Genomic DNA, 22,820 nt, shown 5'->3' with positions numbered 1-22,820 from the left:
GACCTCTGTGCAACGGATTTCGTTGTGAGTGCTTGACGGGTCCCGGGTGAGTCGTTTGACTTGCCCCATGTCTGACCTGACCTTCTCGAACATCGTCAACGGCGAGGCCGTGAGTGCGGCCGACGGAGCGACGTACGACGTCGTCGACCCGAGCACCGGGGAGGTCTACGCGCAGGCGCCGATGTCCTCGGAGGAGGACGTCGACCGGGCCTACCGGGCGGCCGCCGCCGCCTTCGAGTCGTGGGGGAGCACCACGCCGCAGGACCGCGCCAGCGCGCTGCTCCGGATCGCCGACGCGATCGAGGCGCGCACCGACGAGATCAACGCGGTGGAGTGCCGCGACACCGGCAAGCCGCTGCACCTGACGCTCAGCGAGGAGATGCCGTACGCCTCCGACCACTTCCGGTTCTTCGCCGGCGCCGCCCGCGTCCTCGAGGGCCGCTCGTCGGGGGAGTACATGGCCGACCACACCTCCTGGATCCGGCGCGAGCCGGTCGGCGTCGTCGGCCAGGTGACCCCGTGGAACTACCCGCTGCTGATGATGATCTGGAAGATCGCCCCGGCGCTCGCGGCCGGCAACACCGTCGTCCTCAAGCCGAGCGACACCACCCCGGCCAGCTCGACCCTGCTCGCCGAGCTCTGCCAGGAGTTCCTGCCACCGGGGGTCCTCAACGTCGTCTGCGGTGACCGCGACACCGGCCGCGCGCTGGTCGAGCACAAGATCCCGCAGATGGTCGCGATCACCGGCTCCGTCCGGGCCGGCATGGAGGTCGCCGGGTCGGCGGCCACCGACCTCAAGCGGGTCCACCTCGAGCTCGGCGGCAAGGCGCCGGTGATCGTCTTCGACGACGCCGACATCGCCAAGGCCGCCGAGGGGATCGCCGGAGCCGGTCTCTTCAACGCCGGCCAGGACTGCACCGCGGCCACCCGGGTCCTCGTCGGGCCGGGGATCCACGACGAGTTCGTGGCGGCGCTGGCCGAGGCCGCCCAGGGGATGCCGACCGGGATGCCGGACAGCGAGGACACCTACTACGGCCCGCTCAACAGCCAGGCCCAGCTCGAGAAGGTCTCCGGGATGGTGGACCGGCTCCCGGACCACGCCAGCCTGGTCACCGGCGGGTCCCGCAACGGCAGCACCGGCTACTTCTACGACCCGACCGTGCTCTCCGGCCTGCGCCAGGACGACGAGCAGGTCCAGCAGGAGATCTTCGGCCCGGTGATGACCGTGCAGAAGTTCACCGACGAGGCCGAGGCGCTGCGCTGGGCCAACGGCGTCGAGTACGGCCTCTCCTCCAGCGTCTGGACCAAGGACCACGCCCGCGCGATGCGGATGTCGAAGGGCCTCGACTTCGGGGTCGTCTGGATCAACACCCACATCCCGTTCGTCTCCGAGATGCCGCACGGCGGCTTCAAGCACTCCGGCTACGGCAAGGACCTGTCGATGTACGGCCTGGAGGACTACACCCGGGTTAAGCACGTGATGTCCTACATCGGCGAGTGAGCGCCGCCATGTACGGCACCTCGCTGCGTTGTCGTCGCTCGACGTCCGCTCCGCTGCGCTCCGCTGAAGGACGCCCGCGCTCCTCCGCCTTGCGATGCACCGCACCTGACGACGCTCACGGGCCGGGGTTTCTGCCATGAGGATCCTGCTGGTCGGCGCCGGCGGCGTCGGCGGCGCGTTCACGGCGATCGCCGCGCGGCGCGACTTCTACGAGGCGATCGTGGTCGCCGACTACGACCTGGCGCGGGCGGAGAAGGCGGCCGCCGCCGACGGCCGGTTCGTCGCCGCGCAGGTCGACGCCTCCGACGCCGACTCGGTCTCGGCGCTCTGCCGCGAGCACGGCATCACCCACGTGATGAACGCGGTCGACCCGGTGTTCACGATGCCGGTCTTCTCCGGCGCGTTCGCCGCCGGCGCGGACTACCTCGACATGGCGATGTCGTTGTCGAAGCCGCACCCCGAGCTGCCGTACGAGCAGTGCGGGGTGAAGCTCGGCGACGAGCAGTTCGCGGTCGCCGACGACTGGGTGGACGCCGGCCGGCTCGCCCTGGTCGGCATCGGCGTCGAGCCGGGTCTCTCCGACGTGTTCGCCCGGTACGCCGCGGACCACCTCTTCGCCGAGATCGACGAGCTCGGCACCCGCGACGGCGCGAACCTGGTGGTGACCGACGACGACGGCAACGAGATCTTCGCGCCGTCGTTCTCGATGTGGACCACGATCGAGGAGTGCCTGAACCCGCCGGTGATCTGGGAGGCCGGGCGCGGCTGGTTCACCACCGCCCCGTTCAGCGAGCCCGAGGTCTTCGACTTCCCCGAGGGCATCGGGCCGGTCGAGTGCGTCAACGTGGAGCACGAGGAGGTGCTCCTGATGCCGCGCTGGGTGGACTGCCGGCGGGCCACCTTCAAGTACGGCCTCGGCGACGAGTTCATCAACATCCTCCGGGTGCTGCACACCCTCGGCCTCGACAGCACCGAGAAGGTCCGGGTCAAGGCCGCTTCCGGTGGGCACTGCGAGGTGAGTCCGCGCGACGTGGTCGCGGCGGTGCTGCCGGACCCGGCGACCGTCGGCCCGCGGATGCGCGGCAAGACCTGTGCCGGGCTCTGGGTGACCGGGACGGGCAAGGACGCCGACGGCAACCCGACGGGGCCGCGGTCGACGTACCTGTACCACGTGGTCGACAACACGTGGACGATGACCGAGTACGGGCACCAGTGCGTCGTCTGGCAGACGGCGGTCAACCCGGTCGTGGCGCTGGAGCTGCTCGCTACGGGGGTGTGGGCAGGCTCCGGCGTCCTCGGGCCGGAGGCGTTCGACGCGGTTCCGTTCCTCGACCTGCTGACGGCGTACGGCGCACCCTGGGGCATCCGGGAGCAGTGACCCGCGCCGGGGCGGACCAGGGCACGGCGTACCCCCAAATGGCGTAGCGAAGTCACCCTCCCAGGGGAGGTCCCTGTCGGCCCGGCTTCCTACGTTGGTGAGGTGGGGCACTGAGCGAGGGGAAGGCCATGGGACGGGACACGACTACCCGCAAGGCACGGCTGCGCCTGCTGGCGACACTCGTCGCAGCGGCGACCGCGGTCGTCATCGGCATGAGCGGCGCGAACAGTCCGGTTCTCGCGGCGCCGGGCGTCACCACGGTCTCGATCGACGGGTCGTCCCGCACGGTCGACGGCCAGGACGTCTACCGGGCGAGCAATTTCCTGGTGATGTACACCCCGGCGTTCGGGGCGAGCACGGGGACCAACCAGTACGGCTTCGAGGCCGCGGTGGTCAACGGCAAGGTCACCCAGGTCGCCGACGGCGTCGGCAACATGGCGATCCCTGCCGGCGGCTACGTCCTGTCCGGCCACGGCACCAGCCGCGCCTGGCTCAAGGCCCGCGCGCAGGTCGGCGACACCGTGACGATCAACGGGAACACCGGCGGCGGGACGCCGCTGCTGCCCGACGTCGGCATGCGGACGCTGCGGCTGTTCAGCATCGCGTTCCCGACCAGCGGCCAGTTCGCCGGCAAGAAGCTGCTGAAGTTCCCCGCCGTCACCGCGAACGTCGGTGACGGACCGCTGGAGATCCGCGGGGTCCGGTCGACCTCGTCGAGCACCGACTGGGTCGGCACCCAGTTCGTCCGGAACACCGACGGCAGCACCACGACGCTGCCGCCGTCGCCGACCGCCACCTTTGTCTTCGGCGGCGACGGGCACAACCACTGGCACATCAAGGACTTCGACAGCTACGAGCTGCTGAACTCCAGCGGCACGGTGCTCGAGGTCGGGGAGAAGCACGGCTTCTGCTTCGAGGACAACACCTCCTACCGCAACTGGCCGGGCAACTCGGCGCACCCGGCGTCCCCGGCGAACCCGGTCTACGTGCCGCCGGCGATCTGCAACGTCGGCCAGCCGCAGGCGACGAACATCCAGCACGGGCTCTCGGTCGGCTGGTCCGACACGTACCCCTCGACGCTGCCGGACCAGGCCATCGACATCACCGGCATCCCGAACGGCGACTACACGGTGCGGGTCACCGCCGACTGGCAGCACCTGTGGGCCGAGACCAACGAGAACAACAACTCCGCGACCGCGAAGATCCGCATCAACGGCAGCTCGGTGACGCTGCTGAGCGCGACCGACGGCCTGTAGCCCCGGACCCCCGCGGACAGCGGGGCCGCTGGGGTGCTCCAGCGGCCCCGTGCCACCCGGATTCACCCCAACCGGGTGAGCCCCGTCCGCCGCTGCACCGGTGATGCTCGACCCAGGGTCCGGACGGCCGGGTCCGCTGAGGAACGGAGTCGGAGATGGACAAGCGCAGGCTGGCATCGATCGTCTCGATCGTGGTGGGCGCCGTCATGGTCGTCGCCGGGATCGTGGTCTACGTCGTGGTGAGCAACACGCTCGCCGACCAGAAGATCACCACGTCCGAGGACGCCTGCCTGCCGAACAAGGAGGTCAAGGGCCCGTTCACGGCGTACTGCCAGGCGCGGGTGATCGACAAGCACACCAAGAAGATCACCGGCGGCAAGACCTACGCCGAGCTCGCCCAGGACGACCCGAACCGCTCGACGGCGATGACCAGCTCGTTCCTGCAGGCGTCGCTCTTCACCTCGGTGGTCGCCTTCGGCGTGGCGTTCATGGCCGCGGTCCTCGGCGTCGTCCTGGTGCTGATCGGCATGGCGCTGCGCGAGGGCTCCGCCACCAGCGGCGCCGCTCCGCCCACGGAGCCGGCCGCGGCCTGAGCCCGGCTGCCCGGGTCAGCCGACCGTCGAGGCCACCTCCGCGAGGACGTCCATGGCCTCGTGGAGGAGGGCGTCCGGCGCGACCAGCGGCGGCAGGAAGCGCAGGATGTTGCCGTAGGTGCCGCAGGTCAGCGTCAGCACGCCGGCCTGGTGGCACCCCGCGCTCAGCCGCGAAGCCGTCGCCGCGTCCGGGTTCGTGGTCCCGGGCTCGACGACCTCGATCGCGATCATCGCGCCGCGGCCCCGCACCTCGCCGATCGGGGGGAACGTGGCCGCGAGCTCGCGCAGCCGGCCGGTCAGGAGCGCCTCGACCTCACGGGCCCGGGCGTTCAGGTCGAGCTGCTCCATGGTCGCGATCGCCCCGAGGGCCGCGGCGCACGCGACCGGGTTCCCGCCGTACGTGCCGCCGAGGCCGCCGGCGTGCACGGAGTCCATCATCTCGGCGCGTCCCACCACGGCCGCGAGCGGCAGCCCGCCGGCGACGCCCTTGGCCACGGTGACCAGGTCCGGGACCACGCCCTCGTGCTCGCAGGCGAACCAGGCGCCGGTGCGGCACATCCCGGACTGGATCTCGTCGGCGACGAAGACGATCCCGTGGTCGCGGCAATAGTCCGCGAGCGCCGCCAGGTAGCCGGGCGCGGGGACGACGAAGCCGCCCTCGCCGAGCACCGGCTCGATCACCAGGCAGGCGACGTTCTCCGCGCCGACCTGCTTGTCGACGACGTCGATCGTCCGGGCCGCGGCGGTCCGGCCGTCCAGGCCGTCGCGGAACGGGTAGGACATCGGCGCCCGGTAGACCTCGCCGGCGAACGGCCCGAAGCCCTGCTTGTAGGGCATGTTCTTCGCGGTCATCGCCATCGTCAGGTTGGTGCGGCCGTGGTACGCGTGGTCGACCACGACGACCGCGCTGCGCCCGGTGTGCACCCGGGCGACCTTGACCGCGTTCTCCACCGCCTCGGCGCCGGAATTGAACAGGGCGGCCTTCTTCGCGTGCTCGCCGGGGGTGAGGTCGGCGAGCCGCTCGCAGACCTCCACGTAGCCGTCGTACGGGGCGACCATGAAGCAGGTGTGGGTGAACGCGGCGACCTGCGCGGAGACCCGCGAGACGACCTCCGGGGCGGCGTTGCCGACCGTGGTCACCGCGATCCCGGAGGCGAGGTCGATCAGCGAGTTCCCGTCGACGTCGACGACCACGCCACCGCCGGCGGCGGCGACGTAGACCGGGAGCACGCTCCCGACGCCCGCGGCCACGGCGGCGGTACGACGCTCGTGCAGCGCCCGCGACGCGGGCCCGGGGATCTCGGTGACCAGGCGGCGCTCCTGCGGCAGCTCCGGCCCGCCGACCGCCGGGATGTCCTGGGTGATGCTCATCGGGTGCCTCCGTGACGGGATACGTCGTCGAATGTGGGATCGACGGCAGTATCCGCCGCGAGTCAGTCGTGACGCAACTGAATCCGCAGGCAGGTCCCGGTCAGGAAGTGCGCACCAGGTCCTTGCCGACGAGCTCGGCGAGGAAGGACTCGATGTCGGGCCGGCAGACCTCGGTGCTGACGTCGTACTCGGCGGCCACCAGGCCGGCCAGCTCCTCGACGGTGCGCGGCTCGGCGAGGTGGTTCCACAGCGACGCGGCGACGTCCTTCAGGCCGTAGTACTCGCCCTGGTCCAGGCCCATCATCACCAGCTCGCCGTCCATCTCGACGGCCCGCAGGTCCGGGCGGCGGAGGTAGCGGGGGCTGTCGGTCATGCGGTCTCCTGGGACGTGAGGGCGGGGGAGAGGTCGTCGTCGACGAGGGCGAGGATCGCCGCCGCCGTGGACTCGGCGGTCATCGTCGCAGCGGGTCGCAGCACCCGGGTCAGGCGGGCCCGGCCGAGCAGGGCGGCGCACTGCTGGAGGTGCGCGGCGGCGCCGTCGCCGAGGACCAGGTCGTTGCGGTAGGTGTGCTCGTGCAGCAGCGAGAACGCCACCGCGCCGTGCGCCGGCTCCAGCCGGAGATCGTCGCCGGCGTGCTTCTCCAGCACGAACACCCAGCGCAGCGGCAGCGGCGCGAGGGCGCCGCGCTCGAGCGGGACCTGGAACTTCTCGTGCGCGTCGTGGATCCGCTCGAGGTCGGCGGTGGAGCGCCCGAGCCGGTCCAGCGCGTCCTCCCACAGCTTGATCCGCGGGTAGCCGGGCAGCGCCAGCCCGGCGCCGTCCACCGGCACCACGTCGTCGGACAGCACGTCGAAGCCGCGCCGGTCGAACTCCGCGGCCAGCGTCGACTTGCCGGCGCCGGAGTGGCCGACGACGACCGCGCACGCGTCCCCGATCCGGAACGCGTTGCCGTGCAGCACCAGCGCGCCGCGCAGCATCATCGTCGCGCCCATCGCGCTGCCGAGCAGGAAGACGCGGACGGCCTTCGGGTCCGCGTCCGGGAGCGGGTCGACGACGATCTCGGTGCCGCGCCGGGCCTCGTAGCGGCCGACGTCGGGGACCTCGATCCCGCAGACATCGCCGCGCCGCCACAGGCCGAGCGGGGAGAGGTCCGCCGCTTCGGCGGCGTCGAGCGTGCCGAGGCGGATCGTGACGTCCGCGCCGCTGGCGTCGGCGGTGGTGTCGATCCGGGCGGCGGGCCCGAGGTCCGGGAGCGGGATCTCGCTGTCGATGAGGAGGCCGTAGCAGGAGTAGCGCCGCCAGCTGCTCACGACCGCTCCTCCCTCCGCGTCCCTCGGATCTGGTTCATCGGTTCATCGGGGGTTCCACGCGAACGAACCCACCTCGGCGTACACCTTCGTGGTGGCGCCGGTGACCGTGCTGTCGCCGGCCACGACCCAAGCGTGAGCCACCAGCGCGCTCCCGTCCCGGCGAACGCCGAAACAGACCCGGTGTGGGATACGTCTCGCGACCAGGAACGCGCGGGCGGTCAGGGCGCGCGGGTAGCACTCGGACTTCCACGGGGTGTGCTCGGCGGCCGCGTCGACGACCACGCCGATCCGGCGGGCCCGGGCGGAGTCCTGCGCAGTGAGGGGGCGCTCGGCGGCCGGTGCGGCACGGCTCGCGGCTCCGGTGCCCTCGTGGTCGCCGAGCAGGCGTCGTACGACGCGGAACGGGACCACCAGGATGAGAAGGCGGCAGAAACCCAACAGGGACCAGGCCGCGACGAGGCGGAACTGGTCCCTGCGTCCGAGATGGACGAAACCACGCACCGTGCGTCCGAGTCCCATGGTGTGCGGCCCCAGGTGGACACCCGGAGGTGTCCCGATAAGGGCTAGGCCTGCTTCAGCTGCCCAGACCCGGGAACAGGTCGATGCCCACGTGAACCGCGCCGCCGATGTTGATGTCGAGGCCACGGGTCTCGCGGAGGCTGAGCGTCTCGAGACGAGGTGCGCTGTAGGCCTTGGCGGAACCAATCATGTTGGTGCTCCTGTCGGTAGATCCCTTCTCGGCCACATCAACGACCTGTCCGTACCGAGGTCACGCGGTGCCCGCCGTTGCCCGCCCGTTGCCCGCGCGCAACCTGCCGGGGCGACGCGCGGGTGAACTTGGACTTTCCGGTACTCCGGCCCCCGAGCTTGCCTACCCTTCTCGCGTGCCTCCCGCCCCTCCCGCCCACGACCGGGCCCACGACCGGTCCCACGACCGGTCCCACGACCGGGTCCGCGCCCTCGTGCGCGCCGCGCTCGTCGTCGAGGGCGGGCGGCGACCGGAGGCCGTCGAAATGCCCGAAAGCACCCGCGATGTCCTGGCTGTCGTCGCGCGGCACCGCGTGGTCGACGTGCTCGCGCAGCACGCCGGGGCGCTCTCCCTCGACCCCGACCTGAGCGCCGCGCTGGCCGCGCTGCGCGACCACGACCGCCGTCGGCGGATGATCCAGGTGCTCGAGATCGGCGACGTCCAGACCGCGCTCACCGGGGCCGGGATCCGGTCGCTGGTGTTCAAGGGACTGCCGCTGGCGGTCCAGACCACTGGGGACCCTGGGGCTCGTGGGGTCGGTGATCTCGACGTGCTCGTCGACCCGGCCGAGGTCGCGGCCACCTCCGACGCACTGGGCGCTCTCGGCTACCGGCTGCGCTCGGACGCCGCGGTGCTCCGGCCGGGCACCTGGGCCTGGCGGCACGTGCTCCGGTCCAGCGCCTCGCTCTCCTTCGAGGGCCCCGGTTCCAAAATCGACCTGCACTGGCGGCTCGACCCGACCCTCGACGGCCTGCCCGGCTTCGCCGAGGTCTGGGACCGCCGCGCGCGCGTCGACATCGGCGGCGTCCAGGTCGAGACCCTCGGGTACGTCGATCTCCTCCCGCACTCGGCCTCGCACGCCGCCAAGGACCACTGGCGCTGGCTGCGCAGCCTGGTCGACGTGCACCGGCTCGCCGGGATGCCGCAGACCTGGGAGGGCCGCACCCGCCCACCCGGGCGGCTCGAGATCGAGACCCTCGCCGTGACCCGCCGCTCCCTCGGGCTGCCCCCCGGGGTGCCGGCAGACGTGCTCGCCCGGGTCGACCGCGTCCCCGAGCGCCTCGTCGCCGTCGGGATCCGGGCCCAGGACCGGCCGGTCGACCCCGACGGCCCGGCGCCGGGACGTGAGACCTTCCAGCAGCTGCGCTACATGGTCGTCGCCAGCGCGACCCCGCGCGACCTCGCGCACGCCGCGGTCGCCACCCTGCTCCCCGAGAAGGTCGTCTTCGGCGTCGAGGCCGGGAGCGCCTGGACCGGCGTCCCGAAGGCGCTGCTGGCCCGGCTCGGCCGGACCCGGCGCCGGGTGCTGGCCTGGTTCCGCCGGGACTCCTCCCCGGCGTCCGCTCCGGCCGCGGAGGAGCCCACGACGGTGGGGTCCGCGCCGTGATCGCGCGCGCCCGCCGCTGCCTGGCCCTGATGGTGCAGACCGTCGGACCGGCCCGGATCGGCGTGCTGCTCGCGCTGCAGTTCGTGGTCGCGGTCCTCGAAGCCGCCGGCCTCGTCCTCATCGTCCCGGTCATCCAGGCGCTCGGCGGCGAGGACTCCCTGTCGCTGCCCGGGTTCGACCTGCACCTCTCGCTGCCCGAGGCGTTCGCGCTCGTCGTGGCCGTCGTCCTGCTCCGCGCCCTCGGCCAGTGGGCCTCGGCGGTGCTCGCCACCGACGTCCGGCTCGCCACCGTCGACCGGCTCCGGCTCGGCCTCCTCGACGACCTGTACGCCGCCGAGTGGTCCTACCTCTCCGGCCAGCGGCGCAGCCACGTCGTGCAGCAGCTCACCACCGACGTCGAGCGCGCGCACAGCGCGTTCGCGATGGTCTTCCGGCTCATCGTCGGGACGCTCATCCTGCTCGCCACCGGCGCCGTCGCGGTCCTGCTCGCCCCGGTGATCGGGCTGATCGCGGTCGGCGGTGTCGTCGTGGTCGCCGCGCTCGCGTCCCGGTCGACCCGCAGCGCCGCGGCGCTCGGCCGGACCATGACCGACCGGCTCGCCGGCTTCGGCGCGGCACTCACCGACTCGCTCGCCTCCGTCCGGGTGATGCGCGCCCACGACGCCGCCGGCGCCTGGTCGACCCTCGTCGGCACCGAGGCCGCCCGGGTCCGGGAGACCCGTCGCGCGTTCGTCGCCCGCGGCACCGCGATCTCCTCGACGCTCGGCGTCGCGGCCGTGTTCGCGGTGCTCGCGATGATCCTGCTCGGCCGCGAGGCCGGGCTCTCCCTGGCCGAGCTGGCCACCCTCGCCGTCGTCGCGACCCGGCTCCTCGGCTCGGCCCAGACGCTGCTCGGCTCGGCCCAGGCCTTCGCGAACGACTCGCCGGCCGTCCAGCGGCTCGAGGAGTTCCACGCCGAGGTGCTGGCCCACCCCGAGCGCGTCCCCGAGAGCGCGGTCCCGGCCGCGGTCGTCGTCGAGGGAGCCGGCAAGCGCCGCGCGCCGGTGCTGCTCTCGCTGCGCGGGATCGGGGTCAGCTACGACGAGGACGGAGCACCGGGATCGGAGGTGCTCCGCGACGTCGACCTCGACGTGCCGGCCCGCGGGCTGGTCACGATCACCGGCGCGAGCGGCTCGGGCAAGAGCACCCTGCTGGACGTCGTACTGGGACTGCGGGCACCGCAGGCCGGCCAGGTGCTCGTCGACGGTCTGCCGCGCACCGACCTGGCAGCCTGGCGGGCCCGCCTGGGGTACGTCCCGCAGCAGACCGTGCTGGTCCCGGGGACGGTCTTCGAGAACCTCGCCTGGTCGCTCCAGCCCGGCCGCACCCTGACCGAGGGCGACGCCTGGGACGCCCTCCGGGCCGCCTCCGTCGACGACGTCGTCCGTGCCCTCCCCGGCGGCCTGCACGCCCGGCTCCAGGAGATCGCCGAGCTCTCCGGCGGCGAGCAGCAGCGCCTCAGCATCGCCCGCGCCCTGGTCCGCCGCCCCGAGCTCCTCGTCCTCGACGAAGCCACCAGCGCCCTCGACCGCACCACCGAGGCCCGCGTCCTCGACACCCTCCTCGACGGCACCCGCGCCGTGCTGATGGTGACCCACCGGAGCCTGGACGGCCGGGAGAGCGCGGTGCTGCACCTGGACGACGGGCGCGCCGCGGAGGTCTCGCTGGTCGACGGTTGAACTTCCGCGCACGGAATTGGAACGATCAAGTCGAGTTCGGTTACGGTCGTTCCGTGCGAGCGATCCGACGATTCACCGTCCGTCCCGTCCTCCCGGCCGCCCTGGCGCCGGTCCTCGAGCTCGTCACGAACCTGCGCTGGTCGTGGGACCCCGCGACCCAGGACGTCTTCGCGGCCATGGACCCCGACGCGTGGGAGGCGGCCGCTCACGACCCGGTCAAGCTGCTCGGCGCGCTGAGTGCCGAGCGCCTCGACGAGCTCGCCGCCGACCCGGAGTTCCTCGCGTCGCTCGCCGCAACGCACGCCGACCTGGGGGAGTACCTGCGCGGCGACCGCTGGTACCAGAAGCTCCCCGCGGACGGCGGCGAGCGGCCGCGCGCGATCGCCTACTTCTCGCCCGAGTACGGGATCACGTCCGTGCTCCCGCAGTACTCCGGCGGTCTCGGCATCCTCGCCGGCGACCACCTCAAGACCGCGAGCGACCTCGGCATCCCGATCGTCGGCGTCGGGCTGCTGTACCGGCACGGCTACTTCCGGCAGTCGCTCTCGCGCGAGGGCTGGCAGCAGGAGACCTACCCGGTTCTCGACCCCGACGGCCTGCCGATCACGCCGCTGCGCGAGGCCGACGGCAGCCACGCCCAGATCTCCCTCGCCGTCCCCGGCGACCAGCCGCTGCTCGCCCGGATCTGGGTCGCGCAGGTCGGCCGGGTCCCGCTGCTGCTCCTCGACTCCGACGTCGAGGCCAACCCGCTGCCGCTGCGCGAGGTCACCGACCGGCTGTACGGCGGCACCGCCGAGCACCGCCTCCGTCAGGAGCTGCTCCTGGGCGTCGGCGGCGTGCGCGCGCTCCGGGCCTGGTCCCGGATCACCGGCGCCCCCGAGCCGGAGGTGTTCCACACCAACGAGGGTCACGCCGGCTTCCTCGGACTGGAGCGGATCCGCGAGCTCAGCGTGGCCGAGGGCGGGCCGCACCTCGACTTCGCCGCCGCGCTCGAGGTCAGCCGCGCCGGCACCGTGTTCACCACGCACACCCCCGTCCCCGCCGGGATCGACCGGTTCCCGCGCGAGCTGATCGCGCAGTACTTCGGTGCGAACAGCCCCGTCCCCGGCATCGACGTCGAGGACGTCCTGGCCCTCGGTGCGGAGGACTACGACGGCGGCGACCCGGGCGTCTTCAACATGGCCGTCATGGGCTTCCGGCTCGCCCAGCGGGCCAACGGGGTCTCCGAGCTGCACGGGCACGTCAGCCGCGACATGTTCAACGGGCTCTGGTCGGCGTTCGACGCCGACGAGGTGCCGATCGCGTCGATCACCAACGGCGTGCACGCCCCGACCTGGGTGGCCCGCGAGGTCTTCGAGCTCGCCGCACGGCTCGGCGCCGACGTCTCCTCCACGGGTGACGGCGAGGTGGGCGACCAGGTCTGGTCGGTCGTCGACAAGGTGCCCGCCGACGAGCTCTGGGCGACCAAGCGCGCGCTGCGCAGCCGGCTCGTCGACGACGCCCGCGGGCGGCTCCGCCGGTCCTGGGAACGACGCGGCGCGGCACCGGCCGAGCTCGGCTGGATCGACTCGGCCCTGGACCCGGACGTGCTCACGATCGGGTTCGCGCGCCGGGTGCCGTCGTACAAGCGGCTGACGTTGATGCTGCGCGACCCCGAGCGGCTCAAGCGGATCCTGCTCCACCCGGACCGACCGGTCCAGCTGGTCATCGCCGGGAAGGCGCACCCCGCCGACGACGGCGGCAAGGCGCTGATCCAGGAGATCGTCCGGTTCGCCGACGACGCCGCGGTCCGGCACCGGATCGTCTTCCTGCCGAACTACGACATCGCGATGGCGCAGCCGCTGTACCCGGGGTGCGACGTCTGGCTCAACAACCCGCTGCGCCCGTACGAGGCGTGCGGCACCTCCGGGATGAAGGCCGCCCTGAACGGCGCGCTCAACCTGTCCATCCTCGACGGCTGGTGGGACGAGTGGTACGACGGCGACAACGGCTGGGCGATCCCGTCCGCCGACGGCATCGCCGACGAGCACGCCAGGGACGACATCGAGGCGAACGCGCTGTACGACCTGATCGAGAACGAGGTCGCGCCGCGGTTCTACGACACCGACGCCTCCGGCGTACCGGTGCGCTGGATCGAGATGGTGCGCCACACCCTGAAGTCGCTCGGCCCGAAGGTGCTCTCCACGCGGATGCTGCGCGACTACGTCGAACGGCTCTACGTCCCGGCCGCCGGCTCGGCGCACGCGATCAACTCCTCGTTTGCTGGCGCCCGCGACCTCGCGGCGTTCAAGCAGCGGGTCCGGGCCGGCTGGAACGAGGTCCGCATCGACCACGTCGAGTCCTCCGGCGTCTCCGAGACGCCTGCGGTCGGCGGCGCCCTCGACCTGCGGGTCTTCGTCTCCCTCGGCGCCCTCGCCCCGGACGACGTGACCGTCGAGGTCGTCCACGGCCGGGTCAAGGGCGAGGACCACCTCCGCGACATCCGCGTCACCCCGCTCGCCCTGGCCGAGAGCTACGAGGGCGGCCGGCACCGCTTCGAGGGCCACCTCGTCCTCGACCGCCCCGGTGCCTTCGGCTACACCGTCCGCGTCCTGCCCCGCCACCCGGGGTTGGTCTCGGTGGCGGAGTTGGGCCTCGTCACGCTCGCGTAGGGCGGTCGGTTTCCCAAGGGGAGAGGGGAATCCGACCCGATAGCCCGATGCGTCGGGTCGGAAGCGTCAGTATTGGGCTGGGCGACCATCCACAACCGCTCGCGCCGATCAGGTTGTCAACATGGCTCGTCGGCGTTCCAGCGGTCGGACCGGGGCCCGGCGATCGTCGAGGCATGCACGAGCTACTCGAACTGCACGAGCACGGTGTCTTTCTACGCCGAGAGGCACTGGGATTCGGGTACCACGATCGCGACCTGCGGCACTGGCTGTCGCTGGGCCTCGTCGAAAGGATCCGCCACGGCGCGTACGTCGCCGCCGATCGGTGGACAGGGTTGTCGGACCTCGAGCGGCACGTCCTGCATGCGCATGCGGTGATGCTGACGCATGGCGGGGATGTGGCGCTGAGTCACGTGTCCGGGGCGGCGCTGCACGGGATGAGCCTGTGGGGCAGCGATCTCCGCCGGGTCCACGTCACGCGAATCGGCGCCGGCGCGTCCCGGAAACACACGGACGTTGCCTACCACGACGGGTCGAGCGGAGGCGACATCATGACCATCGGCGGCTCGCCCGTACTGGGGCCCGCGAGATGTGCTCTCGGGACCGCGGCGCTCTCGAGCGTCGAGAGCGGGATGGTCGCGCTCGACTCGGCGTACCGCCTCGGACTGTGCGACCCGGACTCGCTTCGTGGCATGTTCGACGGCATGCGCGGCTGGCCGGGGACGGCGCGGCTCCAGGTCACGCTGCGGCTCGCCTCTCCTGGAGCTGGATCCGTGGGCGAGTCGCGCGCGCGGTACCTGTTCTGGGCGCACGGCATTCCGAAACCCGAGCTGCAGTTCCCGGTGTACGACGGAGGCGATCTCGTCGGCATCAGCGATTTCGCCTGGCCCGAGTACGGCGCGCTCGGCGAGTTCGACGGGCGGGTCAAGTACGGGCGCTATCTCCGGCCGGGGGAGTCGGCGGGGGATGCGGTCTTTCGGGAGAAGGTCCGGGAGGACCGACTCCGTGAAGTGACCCGCTGGCGGATGATCCGGCTCATCTGGAACGACCTCTACGCTCAGGCCGCGACGGCGAATCGGGTCCAGGAGTTCCTGATGGTCGGACGGCGCCGGCGCTGACGTCCAGTACGAAACATGCGCGTCCAGCCCAATGCTTCGGGCTGTTCTGTCGGATTCCCCTCTTCCCTTGGGAAACCGCCGCCCCTCACCCCTGCTGCAGCACCACCACAGACTCCGCGCCGAGCACGAAGCGTTCCCCGGCACGGAGCTCGGTGCCGAGGGGGAGGGAGGAGTCGGTGGAGAGGACGACCTCGCCGGACTGGACCCAGGCGTTCTCGGGGAGGCTGACCTCGCAGTCCTCGGTGGACCCGTTGAACCAGATCAGGAACGACGCGTCGCGCTGCTGCTCGCCGCGGGGGCCGGGGGAGCGGAGGGGGTCGCCGGAGACGAACATGCCGACGACGCGGAGGTCGCCGTCGTGCCAGTCGTCGCCGGACATCTCGCGGCCCTCGGGATGGATCCAGGCGAGGTCCTTCGGGCCGCCCAGGATCGCGGGCCGGCCCTCGAACCAGTGCCGCTGGCGCAGCGCCGGGTGCTCGCGGCGGATCCGCAGCGCGGCGCGGGTGATCTCCCACATCCCCAGCCAGGCGTCCTCGGGGCTCCAGTCGACCCAGGAGATCTCGTTGTCCTGGGCGTACGGGTTGTTGTTGCCGCCCTGGGTGCGGCCGCGCTCGTCACCGGCGGTGATCATCGGGACGCCGTTGGAGAGGCAGAGGGTGACCATCAGGTTGGCCGCGATCCGCTGGCGTCGCTCGACGATGGCGGCGTCGTCGGTCGGCCCCTCGACGCCGCAGTTCTGCGACCGGTTGTTGTCGGTGCCGTCGCGGTTGTCCTCGCCGTTGGCCTCGTTGTGCTTGTGCTCGTAGGAGACCAGGTCGCGCAGCGTGAAGCCGTCGTGAGCGGTGACGAAGTTGACCGACGCGTACGGCGACCGCCCGTCGTCGGCGTACAGGTCGGAGGAGCCGGCCAGCCGGGTGGCCATCGTCCGGATGCCGTCGGAGTGGCCGCGCCAGAAGTCGCGGACGGTGTCGCGGAACTGGTCGTTCCACTCGACCCACGGCGGGGGGTACTCGCCGACCCGGTAGCCGTCGCCGGAGGCGTCCCAGGGCTCGGCGATCAGCTTGGCGTGCCGCAGCGCCGGGTCCTGGCCGATCGTGGTGAGCAGGTGCCCGGTCATGTCGACGGAGTAGCCGGAGCGGGTCAGCGCGGAGAGCAGGTCGAACCGGAAGCCGTCGACGTGCATCTCGGTGACCCAGTAGCGCAGCGAGTCCAGGATCAGCCGGAGCGCCTGCGGGTTGGTCGCGGCGACGGTGTTGCCGCAACCGGTCACGTCCCAGTAGGTGTCGTCGAAGCGGGCGTGCGCCGGCAGCTCGTCGTCACCGTCGCCGGGCGCGACCCGGTGGTACGTCCCGCGGTCGTCGAGACCGCGGAAGGAGTACGTCGGACCGAGCGCGCCGGCCTCGGCGGTGTGGTTGTAGACCACGTCGAGGATGACTTCGATCCCGGCGGCGTGGAAGTTCTTCACCATCTGCTTGAACTCGGTGACCTGCTGGCCGCGGTCGCCGCTGGCCGCGTACGCGCCGTGCGGGGCGAAGAAGCCGATCGAGTTGTAGCCCCAGTAGTTGCTCAGCCCGAGCTCGGCGAGGTGCGGCTCGGAGATGAACTGGTGGATCGGCAGCAGCTCGACGGCGGTGACGCCGAGCTCGGTCAGGTAGCGGATCACCTCGGGGGAGCCGAGGCCGGCGTAGGTGCCGCGCAGCTCCTCCGGGATCTCCCGGTGCAGGGCGGTGAACCCCTTGACGTGCAGCTCGTAGATGACGGTGTCGCGCCAGCGGCGCCGCTGCGGCGGGTCGCCGTCCGGGCCCCAGTCGAAGGGGTCGTGCACCACGACGCTGCGCGGCACCGACGGCGCGGAGTCGAGCTGGCTCGGGCTCTCCGGGTGCTCGAGGTCGTGCGCGAAGACCGCCGGTCCGGGGACGACGCTGCCCGAGACGGCCCGGCCGTAGGGGTCCAGCAGCAGCTTGCGCGGGTTGAACCGCAACCCCTGGGACGGCTGCCACGGCCCGTTGGCACGGAAGCCGTACCGGGTGCCGGGCGCGATCCCGGGGACGGCGCCGTACCAGATCCCGAGGGAGTGCTCGGTGAGCTGGTACGCCGTCTCGCGCTCGGTGCCGTCCTCGTCGTCGGTGAAGACGCAGACCCACATGGCGGTCGCCGCGGGCGCGCTCACCGCGAAGTTGGTGGACTCCTCCGACCAGGTCGCGCCCAGCGGCCAGCTCCGCCCTGGCCACACCGGGGCGGTCTGCTCGGGGCTGGTCCACTTCCAGATCTCGTGCGCCACGCGGTCGATCATCGCAGGGACCGCCGACCGGTGCCGCCGCCCCCTGGCGCCGGGGCCGACTTCTCGCGCAGGATGGCCCGGGGGCGGTTCCTCGCCCCCCTACTCGGACCAGGGGGCACGCATGACCAGATCGACCCGCACCGTCAGCACGTCCGTCCTCACCGCCGCGGCCGCGAGCGTGCTCGCGCTCACGGCGATCGCAGCGCCGCAGCCGGCGGGCGCGGCGAAACCGTCCGGACCGTCGACCGGGACGGCGCGGATCTTCATGGTGAACCCGGTGCAGTCGAGCGGCGACCAGTCCCTCACCGACGACGACGACTCCGCCGCCGCGGTCCCGGCCAGCGCGTACACGATCGCGCCGCTCGCGAACCTCGACGGCTCCGGCTACCTGCGCGGGAAGTGGGCCGTGGTGGCGTCGGCGACCGGCACCCCGGCGTACAGCGCCAGCAACGACTTCCGTTACGACCGCAGCCAGGACCAGTTCGAGCAGGTGATGGCGTACTACTGGGTCGACCGGGCCCAGACCTACCTGCAGTCGCTCGGCTTCGGCTCCACCCTGCCGGCCGTCCTGGCCCGGCCGTTCGACGTCAAGGTCGACCAGTACGGCGGCGACAACTCCTACCAGACCGACAAGCCCTTCCGGATCCGGCTCGGCAAGGGCGGCGTCGACGACGCCGAGGACGCCGAGGTGATCGTGCACGAGTACGGCCACGCGGTGCACGCCGACCAGGTGCCGGGCTTCGGGGCGAGCGAGGAGGCCGGGTCGATCGGCGAGGCGTGGGGCGACTACTTCGGCGTCACCGTCGGGCTGGACGCCGCGCAGCAGCTCGGCTGGCCGGTGAAGGCCAACCCGGCCTGCCCGATGGACTGGGACTCGACCTCCTACACCGACGCGCCGCACTGCATCCGCAGCTTCGCCGCCGGCCTGACCGTGGCCGACAAGATCGGCGAGGTGCACTTCGACGGGCAGATCTGGTCGCAGGCGCTCTGGGAGATCCGCGGCGACTACGTCGGGCTCCGCAAGGGCACCCGCGCCTGGGACACCACGCTGGTGGCCTCGCAGTTCCGGTACGCCCCGGACACGTCGTTCTCGGCGGCCGCGAAGGCGACGTACCAGACCGCGCTGGAGCGGGACGGCGCGAAGGCGGCGGCCGCGGTGAAGGCCCGGTTCGCGGCCCGTGGGATCACCTTCTGAGGGGGCCCACTAGGGTCACCTCACACGCTTCGACGGAAAGGTCTGACATGGGTGAGTTCGTGCGTCTGGAGGTCGCCGACGGGGTCGGCACGATCCGGCTGGACCGGCCGAAGATGAACGCGCTCGACGCCGCCATGCAGGAGGAGATCCGGGCCGCTGCCGCGGAGGCGACCGAGCGCGACGACGTCAAGGCGGTCGTCGTCTGGGGCGGCGAGCGGGTCTTCGCGGCCGGCGCCGACGTCAAGGAGATGGCCGACATGTCCTACACGGACATGATCAAGCGCTCCTCCGGCCTGACCTCCGCGTTCACCGCGGTGGCCAGGATCCCCAAGCCCGTCGTGGCCGCGATCAACGGCTACGCCCTCGGCGGCGGTTGCGAGCTGGCGCTCTGCGCGGACATCCGGATCGCCGCCGACAACGCCACCCTCGGCCAGCCGGAGATCCTCCTCGGGATCATCCCCGGCGCCGGCGGCACGCAGCGGCTGAGCCGCCTGGTCGGCCCGAGCCGGGCGAAGGACATCATCTTCTCCGGCCGGTTCGTCAAGGCCGACGAGGCGCTCGCGATCGGCCTGGTCGACCGGGTCGTCCCCGCCGAGGACGTCTACGGCGAGGCGGTCGCCTGGGCGAGCCAGTTCGCGAACGCGGCGACGTACGCCGTCCGCGCGGCCAAGGAGGCCATCGACCGCGGTCTCGAGGTCGACCTGGAGACCGGCCTGGAGATCGAGCGGCAGCAGTTCGCCGCCCTGTTCGCGACCGAGGACCGCAGCATCGGGATGGGCTCGTTCGTCGAGAACGGCCCCGGAAAGGCTCAGTTCGTCGGGCGTTGAGCCGGACGCGGCGGGTACCCATCCCTTAACCTGCATCCCAGTCCCGCGCCGACCGGCTGCGGACGGACGCACCCGAGGAGAGCCTGGCGTGGCGAGAGTTGTGAAGTCGGACGAGCCGCTCCCCGAGCACGCCACGACCCGGCAGGCGGAGATCGACCAGATCCGGACGACGCTGGCGAAGGTCGTCCGGGTGATCTGCCTGGTCTTCTCGGTCGTGCTCGCGCTCGCCGCCTTCCTGGTGGCCGCCCAGGACGTGGTCAGCCCGGACAACGTGCTGGTCAAGTTCGTCCTGGACTTCGCCAAGGTCATCGACGGGCCGTTCAGCCCGGACAACGGCGTCTTCGCCTTCCACGGCGAGAACGCCCAGACCAAGGACGCGGTGGTGAACTGGGGGATCGCGGCCATCGGCTGGCTCGCGCTCGGCCGGCTCGCGCAGCGCTGGATCGCCCCGAGATCGGCCCGCTGACCGGGTCGCTGACCGGGTCGCTGACCGGGGCGCTCGGGACCCCGACGTAAGGTCTCCTCGTGGCTTCCCCCCGGGGTCCTCACGGCCCGGGTCCGGGGCTTTTCCTGCTGTGACTGAACCCACGCGAGACGGTGTGGGAGCAGACCTAACTCGCTAGTAGTCTCTTGCGAACTCAACACTCTGATTCAGGAGGGGCTCCCCGGAGCCGTGACCAGCATGAACATTGTCGTCTGTGTGAAATACGTACCCGACGCGACCGCGGACCAGGCCTTCGAGGCCGACAACACGGTCGACCGTGTCGCCGTTCCCGGCCTGCTGTCCGAGCTGGACGAGTACGCCGTGGAGCAGGCTCTCCAGCTCAAGGAGAAGAACGAGAACCCGGACTCCGTGACGGTCACCGCGCTGAGCGTGGGCCCGGAGGGCGCCGCTGACGCCATCCGCAAGGCCCTGCAGATGGGTGCCGACAGCGGTGTCCACGTGGTCGACGACGCGATCGCCGGTTCGGACGCGCTGGCCACCTCCAAGGTGCTCGCCGCCGCCGTCTCGAAGATCGGCTCCGTCGACGTCGTCGTCTGCGGCATGGCCTCCACCGACGGCGCCATGTCGGTCGTCCCGGCGATGCTGGCCGAGCGTCTCGACCTGCCCCAGGTGACGTTCGCCTCGGTCGTGGAGTCGCAGGGCAACCAGTTCCGGATCAAGCGTGACGGCGACGCCGCCACCGAGGTCATCGGCGCGGTCGCCCCGCTGGTCCTCTCGGTCACCGACCAGACCGGCGAGGCCCGCTACCCGTCCTTCAAGGGCATCATGGCCGCGAAGAAGAAGCCGCTGGACGCCTGGTCGCTCGGCGACCTGGGCCTGGACGCCGGTCAGGTCGGCCTCTCGGCCGCGTGGACCGCCGTCGAGTCCACCGAGGCCCGCCCGCCGCGCACCGCCGGCGAGATCGTGACCGACGAGGACGGCTCGGGCGCCAAGGCGCTCGCCGAGTTCCTCGCCGCCAAGAAGTTCATCTGAGCCAGGAAGGAACAGCAGACATGAGTGAGATTCTGGTTCTCGTCGACCACGTCGACGGTGCGGTGAAGAAGCCGACCAACGAGCTCCTGACCATCGCCAAGCGCCTCGGTTCGCCGTCGGCCGTCTTCATCGGTGCCGCCGACAAGGCCGCCGGTGTCGCCGAGACCGTCAAGAAGTTCGGCGCCGAGAAGGTCTACGTCGTCGACGACACCGAGGTGAAGGGCTACCTGGTCGCCCCGAAGGCCGAGGTCCTGCAGCAGATCGCCGCCCAGGCGAACCCGGGCGCCGTCCTGATCACCTCCTCCGCGGAGGGCAAGGAGATCGCGGGTCGTCTCGCGGTCAAGCTCGAGTCGGGCCTGATCACCGACGCTGTCGACGTGCAGGCCGGCCCGGATTCAGGGCCGGTCACCACGCAGTCCGTCTTCGCGGGCAACTTCACCGTCCAGGCGAAGGTCACCCAGGGCACCCCGATCATCACCGTGAAGCCGAACGCGGCCGCTCCGGAGGAGACCGCGGGCGCGGGCGAGGTCGTGCAGTTCGCGGCGACCATCTCCGACTCGGCCAAGAAGGCGCAGATCGTGGCCTCGCAGCCGCGTGAGTCCTCGGGCCGCCCGGAGCTCAACGAGGCCGCGATCGTGGTCTCGGGCGGCCGTGGCACCGGTGGCGACTTCTCGTCGGTCGACGCTCTCGCCGACTCGCTGGGTGCCGCTGTCGGCGCCTCGCGCGCGGCCGTCGACTCCGGCTGGAAGCCGCACACCTTCCAGATCGGTCAGACCGGCAAGACCGTGTCCCCGCAGCTCTACATCGCGGCGGGCATCTCCGGTGCGATCCAGCACCGTGCCGGCATGCAGACGTCCAAGACGATCATCGCGATCAACAAGGACGAAGAGGCGCCGATCTTCGAGCTGGTCGACTTCGGTGTGGTCGGGGACCTGCACTCGGTGCTCCCCGCCGTCACCTCGGAGATCAACCAGCGCAAGGGCTGACCTGCTGAACCTGAGCAGCATCACCGTGCTGACCTCTGGGCCGGTCAGGGTCGCCGCCGCGAGCATCGCGGTCGGCGCCCTGACCGGCTCGGTCGTTCTCACCCTGATGCGGGTGACCACGCCGTCGGCCGTCTGGTTCGTCGCCTTCACCGCGCTGGTGCCGTTGGCCGTGCTCGGCTACGCCCTCAGCGCGGTACTCCTGCTCCTGCTGCGCCGGCGCAGCACCGGCGGGCTGCGGCGCGGTCTCGGTACGGCCGCGGCCGTCGCCGTCGCCGGCCTGCTGTTCCACTCCCTGCTCGTCGCGCCCGCCTTCACCGGCGCGCACGCCGCCCTGGCCGCCGGCGGGCGGCCCGACCTCAGCGTGATGACGCTCAACCTGCGCTTCGGCGAGGCCGACGCCGCCCGGGCGGTGGCACTCGCCCGCGAGCACGGCGTGGACGTGCTCGTGCTGGAGGAGGTGACCCCGTCCGCACGCGAACGGCTGCGCGCAGCCGGGCTCGACGCCCTGCTGCCGCACGCCGCCGGCTCCACGTCGGTGACCGCGTCCGGGACGATGGTCTTCTCCGCCTACCCGCTCAGCGGCGTCACCCGGCTCCCGGTCCGCAACGGCGCCTGGCGGGTGCAGGTGGCGGCGTCGGAGCCGTTCACGCTGTTCGCCGTGCACACCAGCCAGCCGCTGCACGGTCCCGCGCGCTGGGAGCGCGACTGGGACGCCCTCGACCGGGCCGTGCGGGCCCAGGCCGGGCCGCGGCTCGTCGTCGGTGACTACAACGCCACGCTCGACCACCGCCCGGTACGCCGCCTGCTCGACGCCGGGTTCGCCGACGCCGCCCGCACCGCGAACGCCGGCTGGCAGCCGACCTGGCCCACCCGGCAGGTCACCAAGTACCGCAGCCCGGTCGGGCTGATGGCCATCGACCACGTGCTGCACAGCGCCGACTTCGACGTCGCGAGCACCGCGACGGCCGAGGTGGACGGCACCGACCACCGTGCGCTGCTCGCCCGGATCGTCCGGTGAACCGCCT

The 22,820-nt window shown here is 72.0% G+C and carries 20 protein-coding genes; 14 read left to right on the top strand and 6 right to left on the bottom strand.

The window, feature by feature from the left end:
- The first annotated feature begins 67 nt into the window (after window positions 1-67).
- The 4 genes from AB4Y76_RS01910 (at window position 68) to AB4Y76_RS01895 (ending at window position 4,728) form a co-directional block, all read left to right on the top strand.
- Window positions 68-1,501, top strand: coding sequence for a gamma-aminobutyraldehyde dehydrogenase (locus tag AB4Y76_RS01910; RefSeq protein WP_441921807.1), 1,434 nt, complete (start codon window positions 68-70; stop codon window positions 1,499-1,501).
- A 136-nt stretch (window positions 1,502-1,637) separates the two neighbouring features.
- Complete coding sequence (locus AB4Y76_RS01905; RefSeq protein WP_441921806.1) at window positions 1,638-2,879, top strand: saccharopine dehydrogenase family protein; 1,242 nt, start codon at window positions 1,638-1,640, stop codon at window positions 2,877-2,879.
- A 128-nt stretch (window positions 2,880-3,007) separates the two neighbouring features.
- On the top strand, window positions 3,008-4,135 hold the full coding sequence (locus AB4Y76_RS01900; RefSeq protein WP_441921805.1) for a lysyl oxidase family protein: 1,128 nt from the start codon (window positions 3,008-3,010) through the stop codon (window positions 4,133-4,135).
- Between the two features lie 155 nt (window positions 4,136-4,290).
- Window positions 4,291-4,728, top strand: coding sequence for an aromatic ring-opening dioxygenase LigA (locus AB4Y76_RS01895; RefSeq protein WP_441921804.1), 438 nt, complete (start codon window positions 4,291-4,293; stop codon window positions 4,726-4,728).
- Window positions 4,729-4,743: 15 nt separating this feature from the next.
- On the opposite strand, the gene gabT is transcribed toward AB4Y76_RS01895, so the two are convergent.
- From gabT to AB4Y76_RS01870, 5 genes are all read right to left on the bottom strand, one after another.
- Window positions 4,744-6,099 (bottom strand): 4-aminobutyrate--2-oxoglutarate transaminase, encoded by a 1,356-nt coding sequence (gabT, locus tag AB4Y76_RS01890; RefSeq protein ID WP_441921803.1) that lies wholly within the window; start codon window positions 6,097-6,099, stop codon window positions 4,744-4,746.
- Window positions 6,100-6,199: 100 nt separating this feature from the next.
- Window positions 6,200-6,472 (bottom strand): PqqD family protein, encoded by a 273-nt coding sequence (locus AB4Y76_RS01885; RefSeq protein ID WP_441921802.1) that lies wholly within the window; start codon window positions 6,470-6,472, stop codon window positions 6,200-6,202.
- Complete coding sequence (locus tag AB4Y76_RS01880; protein ID WP_441921801.1) at window positions 6,469-7,410, bottom strand: hypothetical protein; 942 nt, start codon at window positions 7,408-7,410, stop codon at window positions 6,469-6,471. Before AB4Y76_RS01880 ends, AB4Y76_RS01885 begins: the two co-directional genes overlap by 4 nt.
- A gap of 42 nt (window positions 7,411-7,452) precedes the next feature.
- Complete coding sequence (locus tag AB4Y76_RS01875) at window positions 7,453-7,929, bottom strand: lasso peptide biosynthesis B2 protein (protein ID WP_441921800.1); 477 nt, start codon at window positions 7,927-7,929, stop codon at window positions 7,453-7,455.
- 55 nt (window positions 7,930-7,984) lie between these two features.
- Entirely contained in the window at window positions 7,985-8,119 is a 135-nt protein-coding gene (locus tag AB4Y76_RS01870) for a hypothetical protein (RefSeq protein ID WP_441921799.1), read from the bottom strand.
- Between the two features lie 175 nt (window positions 8,120-8,294).
- Here AB4Y76_RS01870 and AB4Y76_RS01865 point away from each other — a divergent pair, with 175 nt between their 5' ends.
- The 4 genes from AB4Y76_RS01865 (at window position 8,295) to AB4Y76_RS01850 (ending at window position 15,029) form a co-directional block, all read left to right on the top strand.
- Window positions 8,295-9,545 carry a nucleotidyltransferase family protein gene (locus tag AB4Y76_RS01865; RefSeq protein WP_441921798.1) on the top strand — a complete coding sequence of 417 codons (1,251 nt, stop codon included), beginning with the start codon at window positions 8,295-8,297 and terminating at the stop codon, window positions 9,543-9,545.
- The gene (locus tag AB4Y76_RS01860; protein WP_441921797.1) at window positions 9,542-11,263 is read left to right on the top strand and encodes an ATP-binding cassette domain-containing protein; all 1,722 of its coding nucleotides are present in this window, start codon (window positions 9,542-9,544) and stop codon (window positions 11,261-11,263) included. Before AB4Y76_RS01865 ends, AB4Y76_RS01860 begins: the two co-directional genes overlap by 4 nt.
- A 53-nt stretch (window positions 11,264-11,316) precedes the next feature.
- The gene (glgP, locus tag AB4Y76_RS01855) at window positions 11,317-13,914 is read left to right on the top strand and encodes an alpha-glucan family phosphorylase (protein ID WP_441921796.1); all 2,598 of its coding nucleotides are present in this window, start codon (window positions 11,317-11,319) and stop codon (window positions 13,912-13,914) included.
- A 173-nt stretch (window positions 13,915-14,087) separates the two neighbouring features.
- The gene (locus AB4Y76_RS01850; RefSeq protein ID WP_441921795.1) at window positions 14,088-15,029 is read left to right on the top strand and encodes a type IV toxin-antitoxin system AbiEi family antitoxin domain-containing protein; all 942 of its coding nucleotides are present in this window, start codon (window positions 14,088-14,090) and stop codon (window positions 15,027-15,029) included.
- 85 nt (window positions 15,030-15,114) lie between these two features.
- On the opposite strand, the gene glgX is transcribed toward AB4Y76_RS01850, so the two are convergent.
- Complete coding sequence (gene glgX, locus AB4Y76_RS01845) at window positions 15,115-17,310, bottom strand: glycogen debranching protein GlgX (RefSeq protein ID WP_441921794.1); 2,196 nt, start codon at window positions 17,308-17,310, stop codon at window positions 15,115-15,117.
- A 121-nt stretch (window positions 17,311-17,431) separates the two neighbouring features.
- Between glgX and AB4Y76_RS01840 the strand changes: the two genes are divergently transcribed.
- The 6 genes from AB4Y76_RS01840 to AB4Y76_RS01815 all read left to right on the top strand — a co-directional run bounded on the left by AB4Y76_RS01840 (window position 17,432) and on the right by AB4Y76_RS01815 (window position 22,813).
- Entirely contained in the window at window positions 17,432-18,505 is a 1,074-nt protein-coding gene (locus tag AB4Y76_RS01840; protein ID WP_441921793.1) for a M36 family metallopeptidase, read from the top strand.
- Window positions 18,506-18,552: 47 nt separating this feature from the next.
- Window positions 18,553-19,332 (top strand): enoyl-CoA hydratase/isomerase family protein, encoded by a 780-nt coding sequence (locus AB4Y76_RS01835; protein WP_441921792.1) that lies wholly within the window; start codon window positions 18,553-18,555, stop codon window positions 19,330-19,332.
- An 88-nt stretch (window positions 19,333-19,420) separates the two neighbouring features.
- Window positions 19,421-19,798: a hypothetical protein gene (locus AB4Y76_RS01830; RefSeq protein ID WP_441921791.1), complete on the top strand. Its 378-nt coding sequence runs from the start codon at window positions 19,421-19,423 to the stop codon at window positions 19,796-19,798.
- A 234-nt stretch (window positions 19,799-20,032) separates the two neighbouring features.
- A complete protein-coding gene (locus AB4Y76_RS01825; RefSeq protein ID WP_441921790.1) occupies window positions 20,033-20,809 on the top strand; it encodes an electron transfer flavoprotein subunit beta/FixA family protein in 777 nt (258 codons plus the stop codon).
- A gap of 20 nt (window positions 20,810-20,829) precedes the next feature.
- Window positions 20,830-21,795, top strand: a complete 966-nt coding sequence (locus AB4Y76_RS01820; RefSeq protein ID WP_441921789.1) for an electron transfer flavoprotein subunit alpha/FixB family protein — start codon at window positions 20,830-20,832, stop codon at window positions 21,793-21,795.
- A gap of 25 nt (window positions 21,796-21,820) precedes the next feature.
- Complete coding sequence (locus tag AB4Y76_RS01815) at window positions 21,821-22,813, top strand: endonuclease/exonuclease/phosphatase family protein (protein WP_441921788.1); 993 nt, start codon at window positions 21,821-21,823, stop codon at window positions 22,811-22,813.
- Window positions 22,814-22,820: the final 7 nt, after the last annotated feature.

It is taken from the genome of Marmoricola sp. RAF53, assembly GCF_052114005.1.
In the GTDB taxonomy this organism is placed as follows: domain Bacteria; phylum Actinomycetota; class Actinomycetes; order Propionibacteriales; family Nocardioidaceae; genus Marmoricola.
This window is presented reverse-complemented; position numbering and strand designations above follow the sequence as displayed.

What these genes read in the sequence shown, in the direction of transcription:
- AB4Y76_RS01910 (WP_441921807.1), top strand. Translation starts at nt 68, where the DNA reads ATGTCTGACCTGACCTTCTCGAACATCGTCAACGGCGAGGCCGTGAGT.
- AB4Y76_RS01905 (WP_441921806.1), top strand. Translation starts at nt 1,638, where the DNA reads ATGAGGATCCTGCTGGTCGGCGCCGGCGGCGTCGGCGGCGCGTTCACG.
- AB4Y76_RS01900 (WP_441921805.1), top strand. Translation starts at nt 3,008, where the DNA reads ATGGGACGGGACACGACTACCCGCAAGGCACGGCTGCGCCTGCTGGCG.
- AB4Y76_RS01895 (WP_441921804.1), top strand. Translation starts at nt 4,291, where the DNA reads ATGGACAAGCGCAGGCTGGCATCGATCGTCTCGATCGTGGTGGGCGCC.
- gabT (WP_441921803.1), bottom strand. Translation starts at nt 6,099, where the DNA reads ATGAGCATCACCCAGGACATCCCGGCGGTCGGCGGGCCGGAGCTGCCG.
- AB4Y76_RS01885 (WP_441921802.1), bottom strand. Translation starts at nt 6,472, where the DNA reads ATGACCGACAGCCCCCGCTACCTCCGCCGCCCGGACCTGCGGGCCGTC.
- AB4Y76_RS01875 (WP_441921800.1), bottom strand. Translation starts at nt 7,929, where the DNA reads ATGGGACTCGGACGCACGGTGCGTGGTTTCGTCCATCTCGGACGCAGG.
- AB4Y76_RS01870 (WP_441921799.1), bottom strand. Translation starts at nt 8,119, where the DNA reads ATGATTGGTTCCGCCAAGGCCTACAGCGCACCTCGTCTCGAGACGCTC.
- AB4Y76_RS01850 (WP_441921795.1), top strand. Translation starts at nt 14,088, where the DNA reads ATGCACGAGCTACTCGAACTGCACGAGCACGGTGTCTTTCTACGCCGA.
- AB4Y76_RS01840 (WP_441921793.1), top strand. Translation starts at nt 17,432, where the DNA reads ATGACCAGATCGACCCGCACCGTCAGCACGTCCGTCCTCACCGCCGCG.
- AB4Y76_RS01835 (WP_441921792.1), top strand. Translation starts at nt 18,553, where the DNA reads ATGGGTGAGTTCGTGCGTCTGGAGGTCGCCGACGGGGTCGGCACGATC.
- AB4Y76_RS01820 (WP_441921789.1), top strand. Translation starts at nt 20,830, where the DNA reads ATGAGTGAGATTCTGGTTCTCGTCGACCACGTCGACGGTGCGGTGAAG.